Here is a 17,583-nt window from a genome sequence, read left to right on the forward strand (position 1 = left end):
CCTTTTTCGTTCATGCCGATCCGGCTCAGGCAGAGGCCTTGTTCAGCGCCTGGTCGAGGTCGGCGATCAGGTCGTCCGCATCCTCGATCCCGATCGAGATCCGCACCACGTTCGGCGCCGCGCCCGCGGCGATCTGCTGTTCCTCGGTCAGCTGGCGGTGGGTGGTCGAGGCCGAGTGGATCACCAGGCTGCGGGTATCGCCCAGGTTCGCGACGTGCGAGAAGATTTCCAGCGAGTCCACGAACTTGACGCAGGCGTCATAGCCGCCTTTCAGCGCAACGGTGAACAGGCCACCCGCGCCTTTGGGGCAGATCCGGCTGGCGCGCTCCTTGTAGGGAGAGGACTCCAGCCCGGCATAGGTCACGCCCTCGACGGCGGCGTGCCCTTCCAGCCAGGAAGCGATCTTTTCGGCGTTCTCGACATGACGCGCCATGCGCAGGCTCAGCGTCTCGATCCCCATCAGCGTGTAATGTGCCGCTTGCGGGTTCAGCGTCATGCCAAGGTCGCGCAGGCCCACGGCGATCCCGTGAAAGGTGAAGGCCAGCGGGCCGAAGGTCTCGTGGAATTTCAGCCCGTGGTAGGCCGGTTCCGGCGCGGAGAGCGAGGGGAACTTGTCGCTGGCGGACCAGTCGAAGTTGCCGGAGTCCACCACGACGCCGCCGGTGACGGTGCCGTTGCCGGTCAGGAACTTGGTCATCGAATGCACCACCAGTGTCGCGCCATGTTCGATGGGGCGGCAGAGGTAGGGCGTCGCCGAGGTGTTGTCGACGATCAGCGGCAGGCCCGCCTTGTCGGCGATCTTGGCCAGCGCGTCGATGTCGGTGATGTAGCCGCCCGGGTTGGCGATCGACTCGCAGAATACCGCGCGGGTGTCGTCGTCGATGGCGGCCTCGACGGCGGCAAGGTCATCGGTATCGACGAATTTCGCCGACCAGCCAAAGCGCTTGATGGTCTGGCTGAACTGGGTGATCGAGCCGCCGTAAAGGCGCGTCGACACCACCACGTTGCGCCCCGGCGCCATCAGCGGGAACAGCGCCATGATCTGTGCCGCGTGCCCCGAGGAACAGCAGACCGCCCCGGCGCCGCCTTCCAGAACCGCGACGCGTTCCTGCAGCGCGGCAACCGTCGGGTTGGTCAGGCGCGAGTAGATGTAGCCCACTTCCTGCAGGTTGAAGAGCGCGGCGGCATGTTCGGCATCGCGGAACACATAGGCCGTGGTCTGGTAGATCGGCACCTGCCGCGCGCCGGTGGCCGGGTCGGGCCGGGCGCCGGCGTGAATCTGCAACGTGTCAAAGCCGAAGCTGGGCGCGTCTTGGGTCATTCAATGGTCTCCCTTCCATGTGTCGGGCACAGGAGTAAGCGATTGCCGGGCCGGGGGCCAGTTTCTTCGCGGCCCCGGATGCGTTCTGCGGATCTTTGATGCCATGACTGCCGCGTATGCGGGATTCGCGCATGGTTTCCTTTCCTGAAGTGGATCGGGTGCAAAATCCGTAACGGTGACGCCGGATTCGCGTGAAACCCGCATCTTCTCTCCGGTATCCAATCCGGGACAGACACAGGAGACCCGCGCGATGACCGAACAGATGCATGTCCACCAGTCCATTGCCCGCGCCGTGGGCGATCACGGCATTACCACGATGTTCGGCCTGATGGGGGACGCCAATCTCTTCATGGTCGACAGTTTCGTGCGCGACTGCGGCGGGCGCTTTGTGCCCGCGGCCCACGAGGGCAGCTCGGTCCTGATGGCCCTGTCCTATGCCCATGTCTCGGGACAGGTGGGCGTGGCCTCTGTCACCCATGGTCCCGCGCTGACCAATTGCACCACCGCGCTGACAGAGGGGGTGCGGGGCCATATCCCGATGGTGCTGCTGGCGGGCGATACGCCGGTGTCCAACCCGCGCCACCTGCAGGGCATCGACCAGCGCGAGCTGGTCAAATCCACCGGCGCCGGTTTCGTGCAATTGCGCGCACCCGAAACCACCGGCGCCGACGTGGCCCGCGCCTTTTACCGCGCGCAGGTGGAACGGCGGCCCATCGTGCTCAACATGCCCGCCGATTTCATGTGGCAGGAGGTGGCGCATGACTGCCGCCCGCTCAGCGTTTTTACCAACCCGGGCGGCGTGGCCGAAGGTGACACGCTGGATCAGGCCATCGGCATGATCGCCTCGGCCCGCCGTCCGATCATCCTGGCCGGAGGCGGCGCGGTGAATGCCCGCGACACCCTGATCCGGCTGGCCGACCGGCTGGAGGCACCGCTGGCCACCACGCTCAAGGCGAAGGGCCTGTTCAACGATCACCCCTACAACATGGACATTTTCGGCACGCTCTCGACCCCCGCCGCCTATGACCTGATCGCGAAATCCGATTGCATCGTCTGTTTCGGCACCGGCCTGCATGATTTCACCTCCGATCGCGGCAAGCTGATGAAGGACAAGCGCATCGTGCAGGTGGACATCGAGGCCACCGCCATCGGCGGCAGCATCCACCCTGATGCGGCGCTGGTGGCCGACGCGGGTTTGACCGCCGAAACCATCCTGTATTGGCTGGACGAGGCCGAAATCCCCGGCAGTGGTTTCACCAGGGAACTGGACGGTGAGGCGCTGACCGCGCATCCGCTGGGCACCGACAGGACGGCGCCGGGCTGCGTCAACTACGTCCACGCGCTCGACCGACTGGAACAGGCTCTGCCCAAGGACCGGGTGCTGGTCACCGATGGTGGCCGCTTCATGACAGAGGTCTGGTGCCGGATTTCCGCGCCCGATCCGCGCAGCTTCGTGGTGACGGCGAATTTCGGGTCCATCGGGCTGGGCCTGCAAGAAGCCATCGGCGCGGGGCTGGCCGCGCCGGACCGGCCCGTCGTCATGTTCACCGGCGATGGCGGATTCATGATGGGCGGTATCAATGAATTCAACACCGCCGTGCGACTGGGGCTGGATCTGATCGTGATCCTCGCCAATGACTCTGCTTATGGCGCCGAGCACATCCAGTTCCTCGACCGCAAGATGGACCCCAGCCTGACCGAGTTCGACTGGCCCTCTTTCGCAGAGGTCGCCACCGCCTTGGGCGGGCAGGGAATCGAGGTGCGCTCTGCGGATGATCTGGAACTGGCGCTTTCGACGCTCGATACCCGGACCAAGCCGGTGCTGATCGATCTGCGGCTGGACCCGAACGACGTGCCGCGCATGCGTATCTGAAATACCAGAGTCAGAACCGACACAGCGCTGCAAACTGTGTTGTTGAACCTTTCACATCGTTTGGGCTCGGGCGCGGGGACTATGCGGTTCTCCGGACCGAGTCCCATGCGTTGGTCACAAGCAGTTCGACAGCGTGGTCGATGTCCTCATTCTCCTGATGTTTTCGAAGGTAGTCGTAGGACGGGCCCATCATGAGCGCGGACGCGACTGCCCAAGGAATGTCTATGACATCTCCCTGTTCAATCCAGCCGTGATACATCTCGGATGCTTTCGCGTGCATTTGGTCAACGTCGGCCGTGATCGGTGCAAGCTCCGTGTCCGAGTAGGCACGTATGCGAAGTTCTTCGAAAAAAAGAAACAACGCTCGATTTCTTGTCGCCCATTCCAGCAAACCACGGACGCTGAATTTCACCTGTTGTTCCGGAGTCAGAGAATGCCCTAGCGCTTCGGTCTTCTGTACCCACGCGCGGGTTGCGTCGCGCCAGAGCGCAATTGCGATGCCGGGTTTCCCATCAAAAAAGTGATAGATGCTGCCCGTGGTGGCTCCGCTTGCTTTTCGAATGTCTGAAATCGTCGTGCCCGAGTAACCCTTCGCAAGGAATATGGGCAGCGAAGCATTCAGGATTTGTTGACGTCGGTCGGTCATGACCCCTCTCTTGACGGGCTTAGAACGATGTTCTAGTGGGTTGTGGAATATTGTTCTAGTGGGGTTTGATCATGATCCAGACAATCGAAAGTCCAAACGTTGCGGCAGCCATGAGTTTCATTCGAGCGGTCGAGGAAATGGATGGACGGGAGATGGAGGAGCATTTCGCGCCTGATGTTCAGCAAGTTGAAATGCCCAACATTTACAAACCGTCGGGCGCTGTGCGCGATCTGACGGCGTTGAAGTCCGACATCGAGAAGGCCAAAGGCATAATCGAGCAACAGCGCTACGAGATCGTCAGCACGGTTGCAAGTGGCGACATGGTGGTCTTCGAGATGATCTGGCACGGCGTTGTCGCATCCGATCTACCCTCTTTGGCAAAGGGAACCAGAATGCGGGCGCAGTGCGTGGCGATCTTCCAGTTCGAAGATGGCAAGGTCGTCCGCTTGCGCAATTACGACTGTTTCGATCCGATCCAAGCCGCGTGAACACCTGTGGTGAGAGCAACCGGCAGGTCGAGTTTTGGTGTTGGTGCTTGACTAGCCCTTGGGTCTTCGGGACGCGAATTATCAGGCCCCAGTCAATCCGCGCGGCGCTTGCGGCCTGGGCCGAAGACCGCGACGGCTGACCGGTCAGGCCGCCGTCACGGTTTCCACGCAAAGCACCGTGGGCAGGTGGCGGGCGATCTCGGACCAGCTGTCCCCTTCATCGAAGGAGGCAAAGACAGAGCCGGAGTTGGTGCCGAAATAGACCCCCGGTGCCTCCGCCCGGTCGGTGGCCATCGCCTGACGCAGCACGGTGAAAAAGCAGTTTTCCGCGGGCAGCCCCTCGCGGCATGCCTCCCAGGTGTCGCCGCCGTCGCGGGAGCGCCAGACAGCCGCCTTGCCCTCGGGCGGGAACCGCCCGGCGCTGTCGCCGTTCAGGGGCAGGGTCCAGAGCGTCCGCGGCTGACCGGGATGCACCGCGATGGGAAATCCGAATGTCGACGGCAGGCCCGCCGTGATGTCGTCCCAGCTGCGTCCGCCATCCGACGACCGCCAGACCCCGTGGTGGTTCTGCTGGTACAAAAGGTCGGGGTCGCCCGGTGCGCGGACCATGTTGTGCACGCAATGCCCGGTCTCACCGTCCTTGGGGCCTGCCGGGTGATGCACATGCCCACAGGCCTCGGCGTTGGACAGGCGGTTGCGCCGTTCCCATCTGCCGCCCGCGTCCTCTGTCGCAAAGACCCCGGCGGCGGAGATCCCCAGCCACATCTTGTCCGCGTCCTGCGGGCAGCCCACGATCGTGTGCAGCGTCAGCCCAGCGGCGCCCGGCTGCCAGCTGTCGGCAGAGGGATGATTGGTCAGGCTCTCGACCGCGGCCCAGGTGTCGCCCGCGTCCTCGCTGACGAACAGCGTGGCGGGCTTGGCTCCGGCATAGAGCTTGCCGCCCACCTGGCCCAGCGACCAGATCGCCTCGACCCGGCCGGTGAACTCTGCCGGGGGCTTTGGCTCGGAGCCGAAAAAGGCGGCGGTTTCGGGGTCGTTGCGGATCCATTCGTCGACGGTTCCATCGGCCAGCTTGACCAAATCCCAGCTTGCGCCGCCATCGACAGAGCGCCAGACCCCGGCGCCAGACCATTCGCCGCCGCCCCCGGCCCAGAGCGTGCCGGTCTCGGCGTTGCCGATGGCATGGTTGATGGCCCAGCCATCGCAAAGCGGTCCCCTGACCGACCAATCCGCTCGTGCCGCATCCGATTGCAGCAGGAACAAGCCTTTGCTGGTGCCCACCAGCACCGTGATTGCCTGTGACATGACAGCCCCTCCTGAACGCAGGGGCAGGGTAACATGGACGGCGCCATGGGAGAGCGGAATTCTGCGCTCAGCGCATCCAGAAGCCTTCGCGCTTGATGCGGTTGCGGATGGCCTGTTCCTTGCGGGGCAGGTTGCCGCGGTCGAAAAGCGCGCGCACCTTTTGCCCGCGGCCCTGGTAGATCATCCGCTTGAAGGGCTCATGCCCCTTGAGCACCTTCTTGATGCGATTCGGCGCGGCCACCTCTTCCAGCACTTCGACCACCTTGTCGCTTTCGCGGGCATAGAGCAGGGGCAATAGCCGGTAGTGACAGGTCACGTCCCCGTCCAGAAGCCCCGGCGGCAGCGTGTCGCGCCCGCCACCCAGCCCGTGGATCACCAGCGGCAGCACAACCTGGTCCAACCAGGGGTCGAGGCTCTGGCAGGCGAGTTCCGGCGGCGGATCATCCCGCACCGACAGCGCGTAGTCGCGAAACCTGTGCCCGAAGACACGGGGGCAGCGGTAAAAGAAGAAGCCGGCGTTGAAATAGAGATATCGCCGCCAGTATTCGTCCGGTTGCGTGAGGTCGAGGCTGCTGGCGAAGTCCAGCCCGAACCGGTCATAGAGCGATTTCCAGATCTGCGTGTAGCCGGGTCCGTACAGTTCGATCTGCGGCCAGGTGCCCTCGCGCCGCAGCGACGCCGTGGGGCGGTCGAAATCGAAAGGCACATGATCCAGCCGGTCGAGGATCAGCGTGTCGGTGTCGAAAAAGACGAAGGGCGTGCCCTCGGGCAGGACCTCCAGCGCCTCGATCTTGTTGCCATGGGGGTAGGCGGCGCCGAAATGCCGGCTGTCAAAGCGGCGGATCTCGGCGCCCAGATCCTCCAGCAGGGCGCGGATCTCTGGTTGGTGGATGCCGGGATCGCCGGGCCAGAGCGGGCCGGGGGCGGGTTCCGCGACGATCAGGCGAAAGCCCGGGCCGCCCCGTGCCGTGAGCGATGCGGCAAAGAGCGCGGCCTCGTAGGAGAGCCGCCCGGCCTGGGCCACGATGAGTACATTTACGGTTTGAGGCGCCGCGCCCTCGCGTGTCATGATGATCCTGCCCAATGCCTGTCGCGCGCAACTATAGGCGTGCCGGACGGGCGCCGGAAGTCGCAAGGCCCCGGGGAGTTTTTTGAAGGAAATACCTGATGTTCGATCTTGTTCTTCTTGTCATTGCCGTTGCCAGCGGGGCGCCGGGCGACACGGCCCGCCTGGAAACCGCCGAGGCCCCGCCCGCCGCCGCAATCACCGAGGCGCCGTTGGCCCCCCGGGCCGAAACCGACGAGGCGCGGCCCTTCTCCTCGGAGGCGCCGCCGCCCAGTGCCGAGGCCGACCCGGCGCCGCCGCCCGAGCTGCCCTATGCCGCCGAACAGCAGGTGCCCTCGGGCAAGTTCACCACCGCTGTCGAGGTCAAGCCGATCCTGAACGCCACCCGGTCGAACTGGATCGCGGTGCGCGAGTTCAATGGCCAGGACCTGGTCTATGTCACGCACCTCTGGTCTTGGCGCTGCGGGCTGGTGGCCGTCCACATCGGCATCAACGGCGCCGAACCCGAGCCCTGGCCGCTGCCTGACTGCAACGAGGACAGTCCCGCACCCAATGCCATGCCTGCGGACGCATTGCCCTATCGGGCCTTTCCGCTGAACTCGGTCGAGGAGATGACGGTGGAGCTGATCTACGACGACCTGAGCATCGACCGGGCGACCTTCAACCGGACGGGGGCCTTGATCCCCTGACGGGTCGGGAGCGGGACTCGCGGCCCCTTGCGGGTCCGCATCGCCCGCCCACCGACCCGTCATGGATGCGCTGACGCGCGTGTTTCCGCTCAAGGCTCACCAGGGAACAGGTTCGGGTCAGACGGTGATCGGCTGCATCACCTGCGGTTCGATGACATTCACGCCGGGCAGGCCGTCCGCAAGCACCTTTGCCGATTGCTCCAGCGCCGGGAAGGTGCGGTAATGGCCGGGGATCACCGTCTTGAAGTCGAAGTATTTCCTTGCCGCCCAGGCCGCCTGGTCCATGTCCATCGTGTAGTAGCCGCCGGCGGAGAGGATGCCGATGTCCGGCTGGAAATACTCGGCGATCCAGGCCATGTCGGCCATGATGCAGGTGTCGCCGGAAAAATAGACCGTATGGCCGTCCCCCTTGATCACCAGACCGGTTTCCATGCCGGTGTAGGTGGTCGCGCCCGCGACCTGCATCGAGGAACTGTGCGAGGCGGGCACCATCGTCACCGAGGCTTCGCCGAATTGGACGGTGCCGCCCTTGTTGAAGGCATGACCTTCGTTGGCGCCTTGGCCGGTCAGGAGCGCGGCCAGTTCGAAGATGGCCGAGACCGGCGCACCGGTTTTCCGGCTGATCTCGACGATGTCGCTGGTGTGATCGAAATGGCCGTGGGTCACGAGGATCTGTGTCGCCCCCTTCAGCGCGGCCTCCGCATCCTGGCCTTCCATCATCGGGTTGCCGTTGATCCAGGGGTCGATCAAGAGCACCTCGGTGCCGATCTCGATGCGGAAACTGCCGTGGCCGAGCCAGATGATTTGCATGTCACGCTCCGTAGATAATGCTGTGGGGCCGACCCTAGCAGGATCTGCCGGTGACGCTAGCTTTGGTCTGGCCAGGGGGCGGGGCGGATAGGAAAGGATGACAGATGGCTGGACAACACGATCACGGAGGCTGGACCCGGGCGATCGACGGGTACTGCGAGCGGATCGATCCCGGGTTCTGGGCCGAGCCGGTCAACGCGGTGACCAATGCCGCCTTCGTCATCGCCGCGGTTCTGATGTGGCGCCGGACCTTCGGCCTGGGCCGGGTGCTTTGTGCCCTTCTGGCGGCGATCGGGATCGGCTCTTTTCTGTTTCACACCTACGCGCAGCCCTGGGCCGCACTGGCCGATGTCCTGCCCATCCTGCTCTATACGCTGGTGTTCATCTATGCTGCGAACCGGGATTTCTGGGGGCTGGGCGTCTGGGTGTCGCTTGGAGTGACGGCGCTGTTCTTTCCCTATGCCGCGGCGACGGTGCCCTTGTTCCAGATGCTTCCCTGGCTGGGCGGGACGGCCAGCTATGGCCCGATCCCCTTGCTGATCGCGATCTACGCCATTCTCCTGCGCAACCGGGCGCCCGAAACGGCGCGGGGACTTGGAATCGGGGTGGCGATCCTGCTGGTGTCGATGCTGGCGCGCACGCTCGATGAACCGCTGTGCAACGTGATCCCTCTGGGCACGCATTTCCTGTGGCACCTGCTGAATGCGGTGATGCTGGGATGGATGATCGAGGTCTGGACGCGGCATGTGCTTGCGGCGCGCGGGGCGGGGCGGTAAAGCCTGCGCTGAATTCACAGTCAAAGAGGCCCCCATGTCGATCGACATCGAGACCGCGGCACGCGTGGCGCACCTGGCCCGCATCAAGGTGGAAGAAGAAGAACTGCCGGCGCTGGCCAATGCCTTCAACGACATCCTCGGCTTTATCGAGCAGCTGAACGAGGTCGACGTCGAGGGCGTGGAGCCGATGGTATCGGTCACTCCCATGCGGCTGAAACGCCGTCAGGACGGGGTGACGGATGGCGGCATGGCCGACAAGGTCCTGTCGAACGCGCCCGATGCGCGCGAAGGCTTCTTTGCGGTTCCGAAGGTGGTTGAGTGATGAGCGAACTGACCAAGCTGAAGATCGCCGAGGCCCGCGATGCGCTGCGCAAGGGCGACGTGACGAGCATCGAACTGACCGAGGCCTGCCTGGCGGCGATTGAAGGGGCCGGCGTGCTGAACGCCTTTGTCCACAAGACCCCCGAGATCGCCCACGACCAGGCCACCGCCGCGGATCAGCGGATCAAGGCGGGGGATGCGCCCTCGCTTTGCGGTATTCCGCTGGGCATCAAGGACCTGTTCTGCACCAAGGGCGTGGAAAGCCAGGCCGCCTCGAACATCCTCGGCGGCTTCAAGCCCGAGTACGAAAGCACCGTGACCAGCCAGCTGTTCGATGCGGGCGCGGTCATGCTGGGCAAGCTGAACATGGACGAATTCGCGATGGGCTCGTCGAACGAGACCTCGTGTTATGGCAACGCGGTGAACCCCTGGCGGCGCGGCAATGACGATGCGCAGCTGACCCCGGGCGGGTCCTCGGGCGGCTCGGCCTCGGCCGTGGCGGCCGATCTCTGCCTTGGCGCGACCGGGACCGATACCGGCGGCTCGATCCGCCAGCCCGCCGCCTTTACCGGTATCACGGGCATCAAGCCGACCTACGGGCGCTGCTCGCGCTGGGGGATCGTGGCCTTTGCGTCCTCGCTGGACCAGGCCGGGCCGATGGCCAAGGACGTGCGTGACAGCGCCATCATGCTGCAGGCGATGTGCGGACACGACCCCAAGGATTCGACCAGCGCGGAACTGGCCGTTCCGGATTTCGAAGCCATGCTGACCGGCGACATCAAGGGCAAGACCATCGGCATCCCGCGCGAATACCGCATGGACGGCATGCCCGAGGAGATCGACGCGCTCTGGGCCGAAGGCCGCAAGATGCTGGAAGATGCGGGCGCGAAGATCGTCGATATCAGCCTGCCGCATACGAAATACGCGCTGCCCGCCTATTACGTGATTGCCCCGGCCGAGGCGTCTTCGAACCTCGCGCGCTATGACGGCGTGCGCTACGGCCACCGGGCCAAGCTGAGCCAGGGTGACGGCATCGTCGAGATGTACGAAAAGACCCGCGCCGAAGGCTTTGGTGACGAGGTCAAGCGCCGTGTCATGGTCGGCACCTACGTCCTGTCGGCGGGCTTCTACGACGCCTACTACAACCGCGCGCGGAAAGTGCGGACGCTGATCAAGAAGGACTTCGAGGATGTCTTTGCGCAGGGCGTCGACGCGATCCTGACGCCGGCGACTCCTTCGGCCGCCTTCGGCCTGGGCGAGATGACGGAGGCCGATCCGGTCGCCATGTATCTCAACGACGTCTTCACCGTGACGGTCAACCTTGCCGGTTTGCCGGGCATCAGCGTGCCCGCCGGTCTTAGCAAGGAGGGCCTGCCGCTGGGCCTGCAACTGATCGGCCGACCCTGGGAAGAAGGCGACTTGCTGAATACCGCTTACGCGCTCGAACAGGCCGCGGGATTTGTGGCAAAACCGGCGAAATGGTGGTAAGGCCCGCGTCAAAAGCACAGGCAGGACAGACGATGCGGAACTATCTACTGGTTGTGGCGGCCTTGGCCGTGGCAGCTTGCGAACCCAGTGTTCCCGACAGCGGTGCCGGGGCGGCTGACCCGGGCACCGGGGTCGGTTTTGGCAACTATGATGACTATGCGGCTCGCCGCGAGGCGCAGCTGAACGGCGCCGCAGGGCCCATCCCCGTGGCGCCGGATGTCCAGTCCGGCCCCATCGACGCGGACGAGGCCCGCGCGGCGGCAGCCGCGCGTCAGGCCAATTCCGGTGTCGATCCGGTCGAGGCCGACCCGTCGAACCCGCCGCCGCAGATCGTGTCGAACGCGCGCGGCATCTCGGGGGAGAACGACTTTACCGCCGTGTCGCGGACCCGCGATATTGACGCCGACGCCCGCCTGATCGAACGCAACCGCGCGCAATACACCGTGGTTCAACCCGAGGCGCTGCCCAAACGCCCCGGTACGGATGCGCCAAATATCGTCGAATACGCCCTGCGCACGACCAACCCGGTCGGCACGGCGCTGTACAAACGGTCGAGCTTCAACGCGCAGGCGCGGTATCAGCGGGCCTGTTCGACCTATTCCTCGGCCGATCTCGCGCAGGAGGATTTCCTGCGGATGGGCGGACCGGAGAAGGACCGCAAGGGCATGGATCCGGATGGCGACGGCTTTGCCTGCACATGGAATCCGGCACCTTTCCGCGCGGTGCGCGGCGGCTGACCCCCACGGTGACGCTAAGGCCTGAATGGTATCCGTCGCCGAATTTCGGTGAACGTCGCGCTGTCTCCGTGCCGGACATGGTGGTGTTGCACTACACCGCCATGACATCCGCCGAGGCGGCGCGCGACTGGCTGTGCAATCCCGAAAGCGAGGTCTCCTGTCACTATGTCATCGCCGAGGACGGGTGTTGCTGGCAGTTGGTCCGAGAGGACGATCGCGCCTGGCACGCCGGACGCGGGTGCTGGGGGGACGTGGCGGATGTGAACTCGCATTCCATCGGGATCGAACTGGCGAACACCGGCTTTCATCCGTTTCCCGATCCGCAGATGGCGGCGCTGGAGGACGTGCTGCGTGGTATCTGTTCCCGCTGGTCTGTGCCACCGGAACGCGTCGTGGGCCATTCCGACACCGCGCTTGGCCGCAAGTCCGACCCCGGCGGGCGGTTCGACTGGCGCCGCCTGGCGCGGATTGGATTGGCGATCTGGCCTCAGAAATGCGAAGCGGACCGGGACGAGGCGCGGTTCTGGCGTGACTGCCGGACCTTTGGCTACGAGGTGACGCCGGAGACACGCGACGCCGTGCTGGCTGCGGTGCGGATGCGTTTTCGCCCCTGGGCGGAGGGCGCACTCGACGGTGCGGATTGCGCGATCATGGCGGACCTTGCGCGACGGTTCCCCTGCCGGGACGCCTGACCCGGTTGCCGAATTGAGCGCTTCCGCGCGCTTTTTTCCGCGTTTGGCCTGATGACGCGATTGCCGGATCGTTCGCCTGTGGCGCGGCGGTCCGGATCTTCAGAATTCACCAGAACGAAGACTGGCGCGGTCAGTCCAGCCGGTAGGGTAGCACGTCGCGGTGGTTGGGCGTGGTGGTTAGGCGCTTTTCCAACGGCGGAACAGAGCGTTGGTGGCAATGGGTGCGCTCGCAGATCCGGCAGCTGATCCCGATCGGTTCAAAGGCGCTGGGGCGGGTGAAATCCATGTCGTCGGCATAGACGAGGGCTGCGGCGTGGCGCACCTCGCAGCCGATGGAAATGGCATAGCGGCGGACCGGCGCGCCGAAGTGACCGCCGGTTTTCGAAACATCCACCGCAAGGCTGATGTAGCGCACCCCGTCCGGGGTTTCCGCCAGCTGGCGCAGGAAACGGCCGGGTGTTTCAAAGGCGCGGTGCACGTTCCAGAGCGGGCAGGCGCCGCCGAAACGGGCGAATTGCAGCCGAGTGGCCGAGTGCCGCTTGGTGATCGTGCCGGCCTGGTCGACCCGGACAAAGAAGAAGGGCACGCCCTTGGCGCCGGGCCGTTGCAGCGTCGAGAGCCGGTGCGCGACCTGCTCGATCGAAGCACCGAAGCGCGCCGCCAGCAGTTCCAGGTCGTGCCGGGTTTCCTGTGCCGCCGAGAGGAAGGCCTTGTAGGGCATCATCGCGGCGCCGGCGAAATAGTTTGCCAGGCCCAGCTTGGCGATGGCGCGGGCCTCGTCGCTCTGGAAGCGGGCAAGGTCCAGCGTTGCCTCCAGCAGCTGGTTCTGCCGCAACAGCGCCACCTGGACCAGGAGCTGGAAGGTCTGGGTTTCCACCGGCAGCAGCGAGGACAGGACCAGTTCCTGGCGCTCTTCGTCGAAGGCGCGCATCGGCGCGCCCTGCGACTGCCGCACCGTGATGCCGCGCGATTCCAGCCGCTCGATCGCGGCGGCCCGCATGTCCGTCTCGTTGCCGTGCAGCTTGGCGAAATGTTCCGCCGCGCGGTCCACCGCGTCGATGTAGTTGTCGCAGTAGTGGAAGAAGTCGCGCACCTCTTCCCAGGGGCTGGGCTGCAGCTGGGCGCCCTCGCGTCCCAGCGCCTCGTCCAGCGAGGCGAGGCGTTCATGGGTTTGCCGATAGGCCCGGTGCAGGGCTAGGAAGGCCCGCGCCAGCACCGGCGCATTGGAGGCGGTCAGGCGCAGATCGGCCAGCTGGGGGCTGTGTTCGCCGAAGATCGGATCGGCCAAGGCCTCGCGCATGTCGGTGACCAGCCGTTCGGCGTCGCCCTGGCCCAGCTCGGTCACGTCAAAGCCGAACTCCTGCGCCAGGGCCAGCACCACGGTGGTGCTGACCGGCCGGTTGTTGTTCTCCATCTGGTTCAGGTAGGGCAGGGAGATGCCGAGCTTGGCGGCAAAATCCTTTTGCGTCAGGTTCAGGCGTGTGCGGATGTCGCGCAGCTTGGCGCCGGCATAGAGTTTTTGGGTGGCCATATTTGCATCTTTGCCAATGAGTCGCGCAAAGATGCAAACTTTGTCAGGCCACGTCCAGTCCCCCGACGCTCTTTGCTCGGCGGATCACCAATATGGCGGCCACGACAGAGGCCGCGCCCGACCCGAACATGATCCAGAGAAGCGGCCAGACGCCCGCATCCTCGGTCAGCAGGATCCCGGCAAGCTGCGAGAGGGCCGCGCCGCCGCCCAGCATGATGGCGCCCGACAGGCCCGAGGCGGTGCCTGCCAGATGCGGGCGGACCGACAGCGCGCCGGCGGTGGCGTTGGGGATCGTCAATCCGTTGCCCAGTCCGACCAGCGTCATGAAGCCGAAGAAGGTGAAGGCATTGCCAAGGCCGAAGGCGAAGAGCATCAGCGACAGGCCGACACCGCTGGCGACGATCAACCCGCCCCAGAGCACCATCGTGTTCACTCCGAACCGGGCGGAGAAACGCCCGGACAGGCCGTTGCCAAGGGCGTAGCCGATCGCCGGGGCGCCAAAGAGCAGGCCCAGGAGGCTGGCCGAGAGGCCAAAGACCTCTATCCCGACGAAGGAGGCGCCGCCGACATAGGAAAAGAAGGCGCCCGAGGAGAAGGCGCAGGCTAGGGCATAACCCCAGAAACGCGGGCTGCGGAACAGTTCGGGATATTCCCGGAACTGCTGCGCCAGGCTCAGCCCGCTGCTGGCCTTGGTCTCGCCCAGGTCCTTGTGGCAGAGCCAGAAGAGCAGCACGCCCAGAACCAGCATCAGCCAGAAGTTGGAGTGCCAGCCGAAGGATTCCGCCAGCAGGCCGCCCAGCACGGGCGCCAGCATCGGCACCAGCGACATGCCCATCGTGACGTAGCCGATCATCGAGGCGGCCTCGTCCGGCGGGTAGAGGTCGCGCACGACCGCGCGGCTGAGGACCATCGTCACCACGATGGTGGTCTGAAGCATGCGGAAGATCAGGAAGACCGTGATGTTCGTCGCCATCAGGCAGCCGATTGTGGCCAGGATGAACAGGGCGATGCCGCCCATGATCACCGGGCGGCGGCCCAGCTTGTCCGAGATCGGCCCGATAAAGAGTTGCAGCACCGCGTTGCCGGCCAGGTAGCCGGTGACCGAGGCCTGCATCAGCGCGTAATCCACCGCGTACCAGTCCGCCATGATCTGCAGGGCCGGCACGAAGATATTCATCGCCAGCGCGGACATGCCGGCCATCAGGACAAGTGTTGCGATATGTGGCGGGGTGCTTCGGTCGAGAAAGCGCGCCGGAGAATTCGGGCTCATGCGGAAAGGGGGTAGGGCGCACCGTGAGAAATGTCCATACATTACATGCCATCAGCATGTAATTTTCATATTTGCATTATGCGACGGTCGATATTTTCCGGCTTTGCAAATTTGCGAGGAAATCCTTGAGGCGCCGGGATTCCCCTGTATTTTCGCGCCAAAGCGAAAGGGGCCGCCAGATGAAAGACATTATCCAGGAACTGCACGACCGCCGTGAGAACGCCCGCCTGGGCGGGGGGCAGAAACGCATCGACGCGCAGCACGCCAAGGGCAAACTGACCGCGCGCGAACGGATCGAGCTTTTGGTCGATGAGGGCAGCTTCGAGGAATACGATACCTTCGTGGCCCATCGCTGCACCGATTTCGGGATGGAAAAGAACCGCCCCTACGGTGACGGCGTCGTGACCGGCGTGGGCACGATCAACGGCCGCATGGTCTATGTCTTCAGCCAGGATTTCACCGTGCTGGGCGGATCGGTCTCGGCCACCCACGCGCAGAAGATCTGCAAGATCATGGATATGGCGGTGCAGAACGGCGCCCCCGTGATCGGCCTGAACGATTCGGGTGGCGCCCGGATCCAGGAAGGTGTCGACAGCCTGGCCGGCTATGCCGAGATCTTTCAGCGCAACATCGAGGCCTCCGGCGTCATTCCGCAGATCAGCGTCATCATGGGCCCCTGTGCCGGTGGCGCCGTCTATTCCCCGGCCATGACGGACTTCATCTTCATGGTGAAGGACACGTCCTACATGTTCGTGACCGGCCCCGACGTGGTCAAGACCGTGACGAACGAGGTGGTGACCGCCGAGGAGCTGGGGGGCGCAAGCACCCACACCAAGAAATCCTCCGTCGCCGACGGCGCCTTTGAAAACGACGTCGAAGCTCTCGCCGAGGTGCGCCGACTGGTCGACTTCCTGCCCAAGTCCAACCGCGAAAAGCCCCCGGTCCGTCCCTTCTTCGACGACGTCGACCGGATCGAACCCAGCCTCGACACGCTGATCCCCGACAATCCGAACATGCCCTACGACATGAAGGAGCTGATCCTGAAGGTCGCGGACGAAGGCGATTTCTACGAGATCCAGGCTGATCACGCGGGCAACATCATCACCGGCTTCATCCGGCTCGAAGGGCAGACCGTGGGCGTGGTGGCGAACCAGCCGATGGTGCTGGCGGGCGTTCTGGACATCGACAGCTCGAAAAAGGCGGCGCGGTTCGTGCGCTTCTGCGACTGTTTCGAAATTCCGATCCTGACGCTGGTGGACGTGCCCGGGTTCCTGCCCGGCACCAGCCAGGAATACAACGGCGTGATCAAGCACGGGGCCAAGCTGCTCTTTGCCTATGGCGAGGCGACGGTGCCGATGGTCACGGTCATCACCCGCAAGGCCTATGGCGGCGCTTATGACGTGATGGCGTCGAAACACCTGCGCGCTGACATCAACTATGCCTGGCCCACGGCGCAGATCGCCGTCATGGGGGCCAAGGGCGCGGCGGAGATCATCTTTCGCGCGGATCTCGACGATGCCGACAAGATCGCCGGCCACGCGGCGGAATACGAAGACCGTTTCGCCAATCCCTTCATCGCCGCCGAACGTGGTTTCATCGACGAGGTGATCCAGCCTCGGTCGACCCGGCGGCGCGTGGCGCGGGCCTTTGCCATGCTGCGCGACAAGAAACGCGAGATGCCCTGGAAAAAGCACAACAACATCCCGCTTTGACGGCCGGAGACCCGCGCATGATCCCCGCTCCGGAACGGGCGCCGCAGGTCGCGCTAGCCTTCGTCAAGACGGCGCGCGACGTCTACGGGCGTGACATGGATTTCAGCCTCGACAGTCTCGAACTCGTCGAGGAGATCCTGGACGACCTCGCCCAGGGCGAGGGCGGCGGATCGGGGTTCCGGCTGCTGTTGCAGGCGGCCGCCTGCTATGTCGGCGAGGTGATCATCCGTGCCGGGGCCGGGGGCTGGGTCGCGGGTGCGCGGGGAGAGCCGTTGATACTGCGCGAAGGCGGGCTGAGCGCGGTGCCTTACAACAAGGTGATGAAGCGCCTGGAAGGCGGGTCCGAAGAGGCGCTGCGCCCCTACGCGATGATCTTCATCGAGCGGGCGGAACAGGAACGGGCGCAGGCCGCCGCGCTTGCGGCGCAATCGCGCGGGCTGATGGCCCGGCTGCGGAAATGGGTGAGGGCATGAAACGCGACGCATGGCATATCCGGGACGAACCGGGGCACTACGTCCTGGCGCGGCACTGGCCGCCACGGTTCGATGTCTCGGCGGTCGGCGACTTTCCGCCGGTACGCCCCTCGCGGCTGGCGCGCCATATCCGGCAGGACCTCTGGCGCGCACTTCAGGGGTTGCGTGGTTTTTCTCCGGTGATACAGGTTGACGCAACGGAAGACGGCTTGACCGTACGTGCCGGGGGGCGCCTGCAAGGGCGCGCGCCACAGGGCACAGAAAACCGCATCCGTGACCTGCTCGAGAGCCCGGCGCATCGCGCCCGCTGGCTGCGTTGGGCAGGGGAGGGCCGCCGATGATCCGGTCCAGAGTTAGCGCCCCGGGTGTGCCCGGGGCTTTGGCG

Annotated in this window: 18 protein-coding genes; 11 read left to right on the forward strand and 7 right to left on the reverse strand. The window is 64.9% G+C overall.

The genetic code is table 11. The features are described 5' to 3' along the window. Window positions 1–25 precede the first annotated feature (25 nt). Window positions 26–1,321 carry an O-acetylhomoserine aminocarboxypropyltransferase/cysteine synthase family protein gene (locus tag ACQY5B_RS07355; RefSeq protein ID WP_420325761.1) on the reverse strand — a complete coding sequence of 432 codons (1,296 nt, stop codon included), beginning with the start codon at window positions 1,319–1,321 and terminating at the stop codon, window positions 26–28. Between the two features lie 250 nt (window positions 1,322–1,571). Here ACQY5B_RS07355 and ACQY5B_RS07360 point away from each other — a divergent pair, with 250 nt between their 5' ends. Then, window positions 1,572–3,194 carry a thiamine pyrophosphate-binding protein gene (locus tag ACQY5B_RS07360; protein ID WP_420325760.1) on the forward strand — a complete coding sequence of 541 codons (1,623 nt, stop codon included), beginning with the start codon at window positions 1,572–1,574 and terminating at the stop codon, window positions 3,192–3,194. 79 nt (window positions 3,195–3,273) lie between these two features. Here ACQY5B_RS07360 and ACQY5B_RS07365 read toward each other — a convergent pair whose 3' ends face one another. Continuing rightward, window positions 3,274–3,840, reverse strand: coding sequence for a TetR/AcrR family transcriptional regulator (locus ACQY5B_RS07365; RefSeq protein WP_420325759.1), 567 nt, complete (start codon window positions 3,838–3,840; stop codon window positions 3,274–3,276). Window positions 3,841–3,911: 71 nt separating this feature from the next. Between ACQY5B_RS07365 and ACQY5B_RS07370 the strand changes: the two genes are divergently transcribed. Then, entirely contained in the window at window positions 3,912–4,328 is a 417-nt protein-coding gene (locus tag ACQY5B_RS07370; protein WP_420325758.1) for a nuclear transport factor 2 family protein, read from the forward strand. A gap of 144 nt (window positions 4,329–4,472) precedes the next feature. On the opposite strand, the gene ACQY5B_RS07375 is transcribed toward ACQY5B_RS07370, so the two are convergent. Then, window positions 4,473–5,633, reverse strand: a complete 1,161-nt coding sequence (locus ACQY5B_RS07375; protein ID WP_420325757.1) for a WD40/YVTN/BNR-like repeat-containing protein — start codon at window positions 5,631–5,633, stop codon at window positions 4,473–4,475. Window positions 5,634–5,700: 67 nt separating this feature from the next. Next, window positions 5,701–6,702, reverse strand: a complete 1,002-nt coding sequence (locus tag ACQY5B_RS07380) for a GT-B fold glycosyltransferase domain-containing protein (protein ID WP_420325756.1) — start codon at window positions 6,700–6,702, stop codon at window positions 5,701–5,703. Between the two features lie 98 nt (window positions 6,703–6,800). Here ACQY5B_RS07380 and ACQY5B_RS07385 point away from each other — a divergent pair, with 98 nt between their 5' ends. Next, window positions 6,801–7,388, forward strand: a complete 588-nt coding sequence (locus tag ACQY5B_RS07385; protein WP_305971505.1) for a hypothetical protein — start codon at window positions 6,801–6,803, stop codon at window positions 7,386–7,388. Window positions 7,389–7,505: 117 nt separating this feature from the next. Here the strand turns inward: ACQY5B_RS07385 and ACQY5B_RS07390 are convergent, their stop codons facing one another. After that, window positions 7,506–8,198: a metal-dependent hydrolase gene (locus tag ACQY5B_RS07390; protein ID WP_305971504.1), complete on the reverse strand. Its 693-nt coding sequence runs from the start codon at window positions 8,196–8,198 to the stop codon at window positions 7,506–7,508. Window positions 8,199–8,302: 104 nt separating this feature from the next. On the opposite strand from ACQY5B_RS07390, the gene ACQY5B_RS07395 reads away from it, so the two are divergent. Genes ACQY5B_RS07395 through ACQY5B_RS07415 form a run of 5 tightly spaced genes read left to right on the forward strand, consistent with a single transcriptional unit; the run spans window position 8,303 to window position 12,212 of the window. Beyond that, window positions 8,303–8,974, forward strand: a complete 672-nt coding sequence (locus ACQY5B_RS07395) for a ceramidase domain-containing protein (RefSeq protein WP_305971503.1) — start codon at window positions 8,303–8,305, stop codon at window positions 8,972–8,974. A gap of 34 nt (window positions 8,975–9,008) precedes the next feature. Next, on the forward strand, window positions 9,009–9,296 hold the full coding sequence (gene gatC, locus ACQY5B_RS07400) for an Asp-tRNA(Asn)/Glu-tRNA(Gln) amidotransferase subunit GatC (RefSeq protein ID WP_420325755.1): 288 nt from the start codon (window positions 9,009–9,011) through the stop codon (window positions 9,294–9,296). Further along, window positions 9,296–10,783 (forward strand): Asp-tRNA(Asn)/Glu-tRNA(Gln) amidotransferase subunit GatA, encoded by a 1,488-nt coding sequence (gatA, locus tag ACQY5B_RS07405; protein WP_420325754.1) that lies wholly within the window; start codon window positions 9,296–9,298, stop codon window positions 10,781–10,783. Before gatC ends, gatA begins: the two co-directional genes overlap by 1 nt. A gap of 32 nt (window positions 10,784–10,815) precedes the next feature. Further along, on the forward strand, window positions 10,816–11,520 hold the full coding sequence (locus tag ACQY5B_RS07410; protein WP_420325753.1) for a hypothetical protein: 705 nt from the start codon (window positions 10,816–10,818) through the stop codon (window positions 11,518–11,520). Continuing rightward, window positions 11,481–12,212, forward strand: a complete 732-nt coding sequence (locus ACQY5B_RS07415; RefSeq protein ID WP_500862039.1) for an N-acetylmuramoyl-L-alanine amidase — start codon at window positions 11,481–11,483, stop codon at window positions 12,210–12,212. The genes ACQY5B_RS07410 and ACQY5B_RS07415 overlap by 40 nt, the downstream gene beginning before the upstream one ends. A gap of 130 nt (window positions 12,213–12,342) precedes the next feature. Here ACQY5B_RS07415 and ACQY5B_RS07420 read toward each other — a convergent pair whose 3' ends face one another. After that, on the reverse strand, window positions 12,343–13,743 hold the full coding sequence (locus ACQY5B_RS07420) for a helix-turn-helix domain-containing protein (RefSeq protein ID WP_420325752.1): 1,401 nt from the start codon (window positions 13,741–13,743) through the stop codon (window positions 12,343–12,345). A 43-nt stretch (window positions 13,744–13,786) separates the two neighbouring features. After that, window positions 13,787–15,013 (reverse strand): multidrug effflux MFS transporter, encoded by a 1,227-nt coding sequence (locus tag ACQY5B_RS07425; RefSeq protein ID WP_420325751.1) that lies wholly within the window; start codon window positions 15,011–15,013, stop codon window positions 13,787–13,789. Window positions 15,014–15,192: 179 nt separating this feature from the next. Here ACQY5B_RS07425 and ACQY5B_RS07430 point away from each other — a divergent pair, with 179 nt between their 5' ends. Genes ACQY5B_RS07430 through ACQY5B_RS07440 form a run of 3 tightly spaced genes read left to right on the forward strand, consistent with a single transcriptional unit; the run spans window position 15,193 to window position 17,539 of the window. Further along, window positions 15,193–16,725 carry an acyl-CoA carboxylase subunit beta gene (locus ACQY5B_RS07430; protein WP_305971497.1) on the forward strand — a complete coding sequence of 511 codons (1,533 nt, stop codon included), beginning with the start codon at window positions 15,193–15,195 and terminating at the stop codon, window positions 16,723–16,725. Window positions 16,726–16,742: 17 nt separating this feature from the next. Beyond that, complete coding sequence (locus ACQY5B_RS07435) at window positions 16,743–17,198, forward strand: hypothetical protein (protein WP_420325750.1); 456 nt, start codon at window positions 16,743–16,745, stop codon at window positions 17,196–17,198. Then, the gene (locus tag ACQY5B_RS07440; protein ID WP_420325749.1) at window positions 17,195–17,539 is read left to right on the forward strand and encodes a hypothetical protein; all 345 of its coding nucleotides are present in this window, start codon (window positions 17,195–17,197) and stop codon (window positions 17,537–17,539) included. Before ACQY5B_RS07435 ends, ACQY5B_RS07440 begins: the two co-directional genes overlap by 4 nt. Window positions 17,540–17,583 lie beyond the last annotated feature (44 nt).

Source organism: Antarctobacter sp. (assembly GCF_965277915.1).
Lineage (GTDB): Bacteria > Pseudomonadota > Alphaproteobacteria > Rhodobacterales > Rhodobacteraceae > Antarctobacter.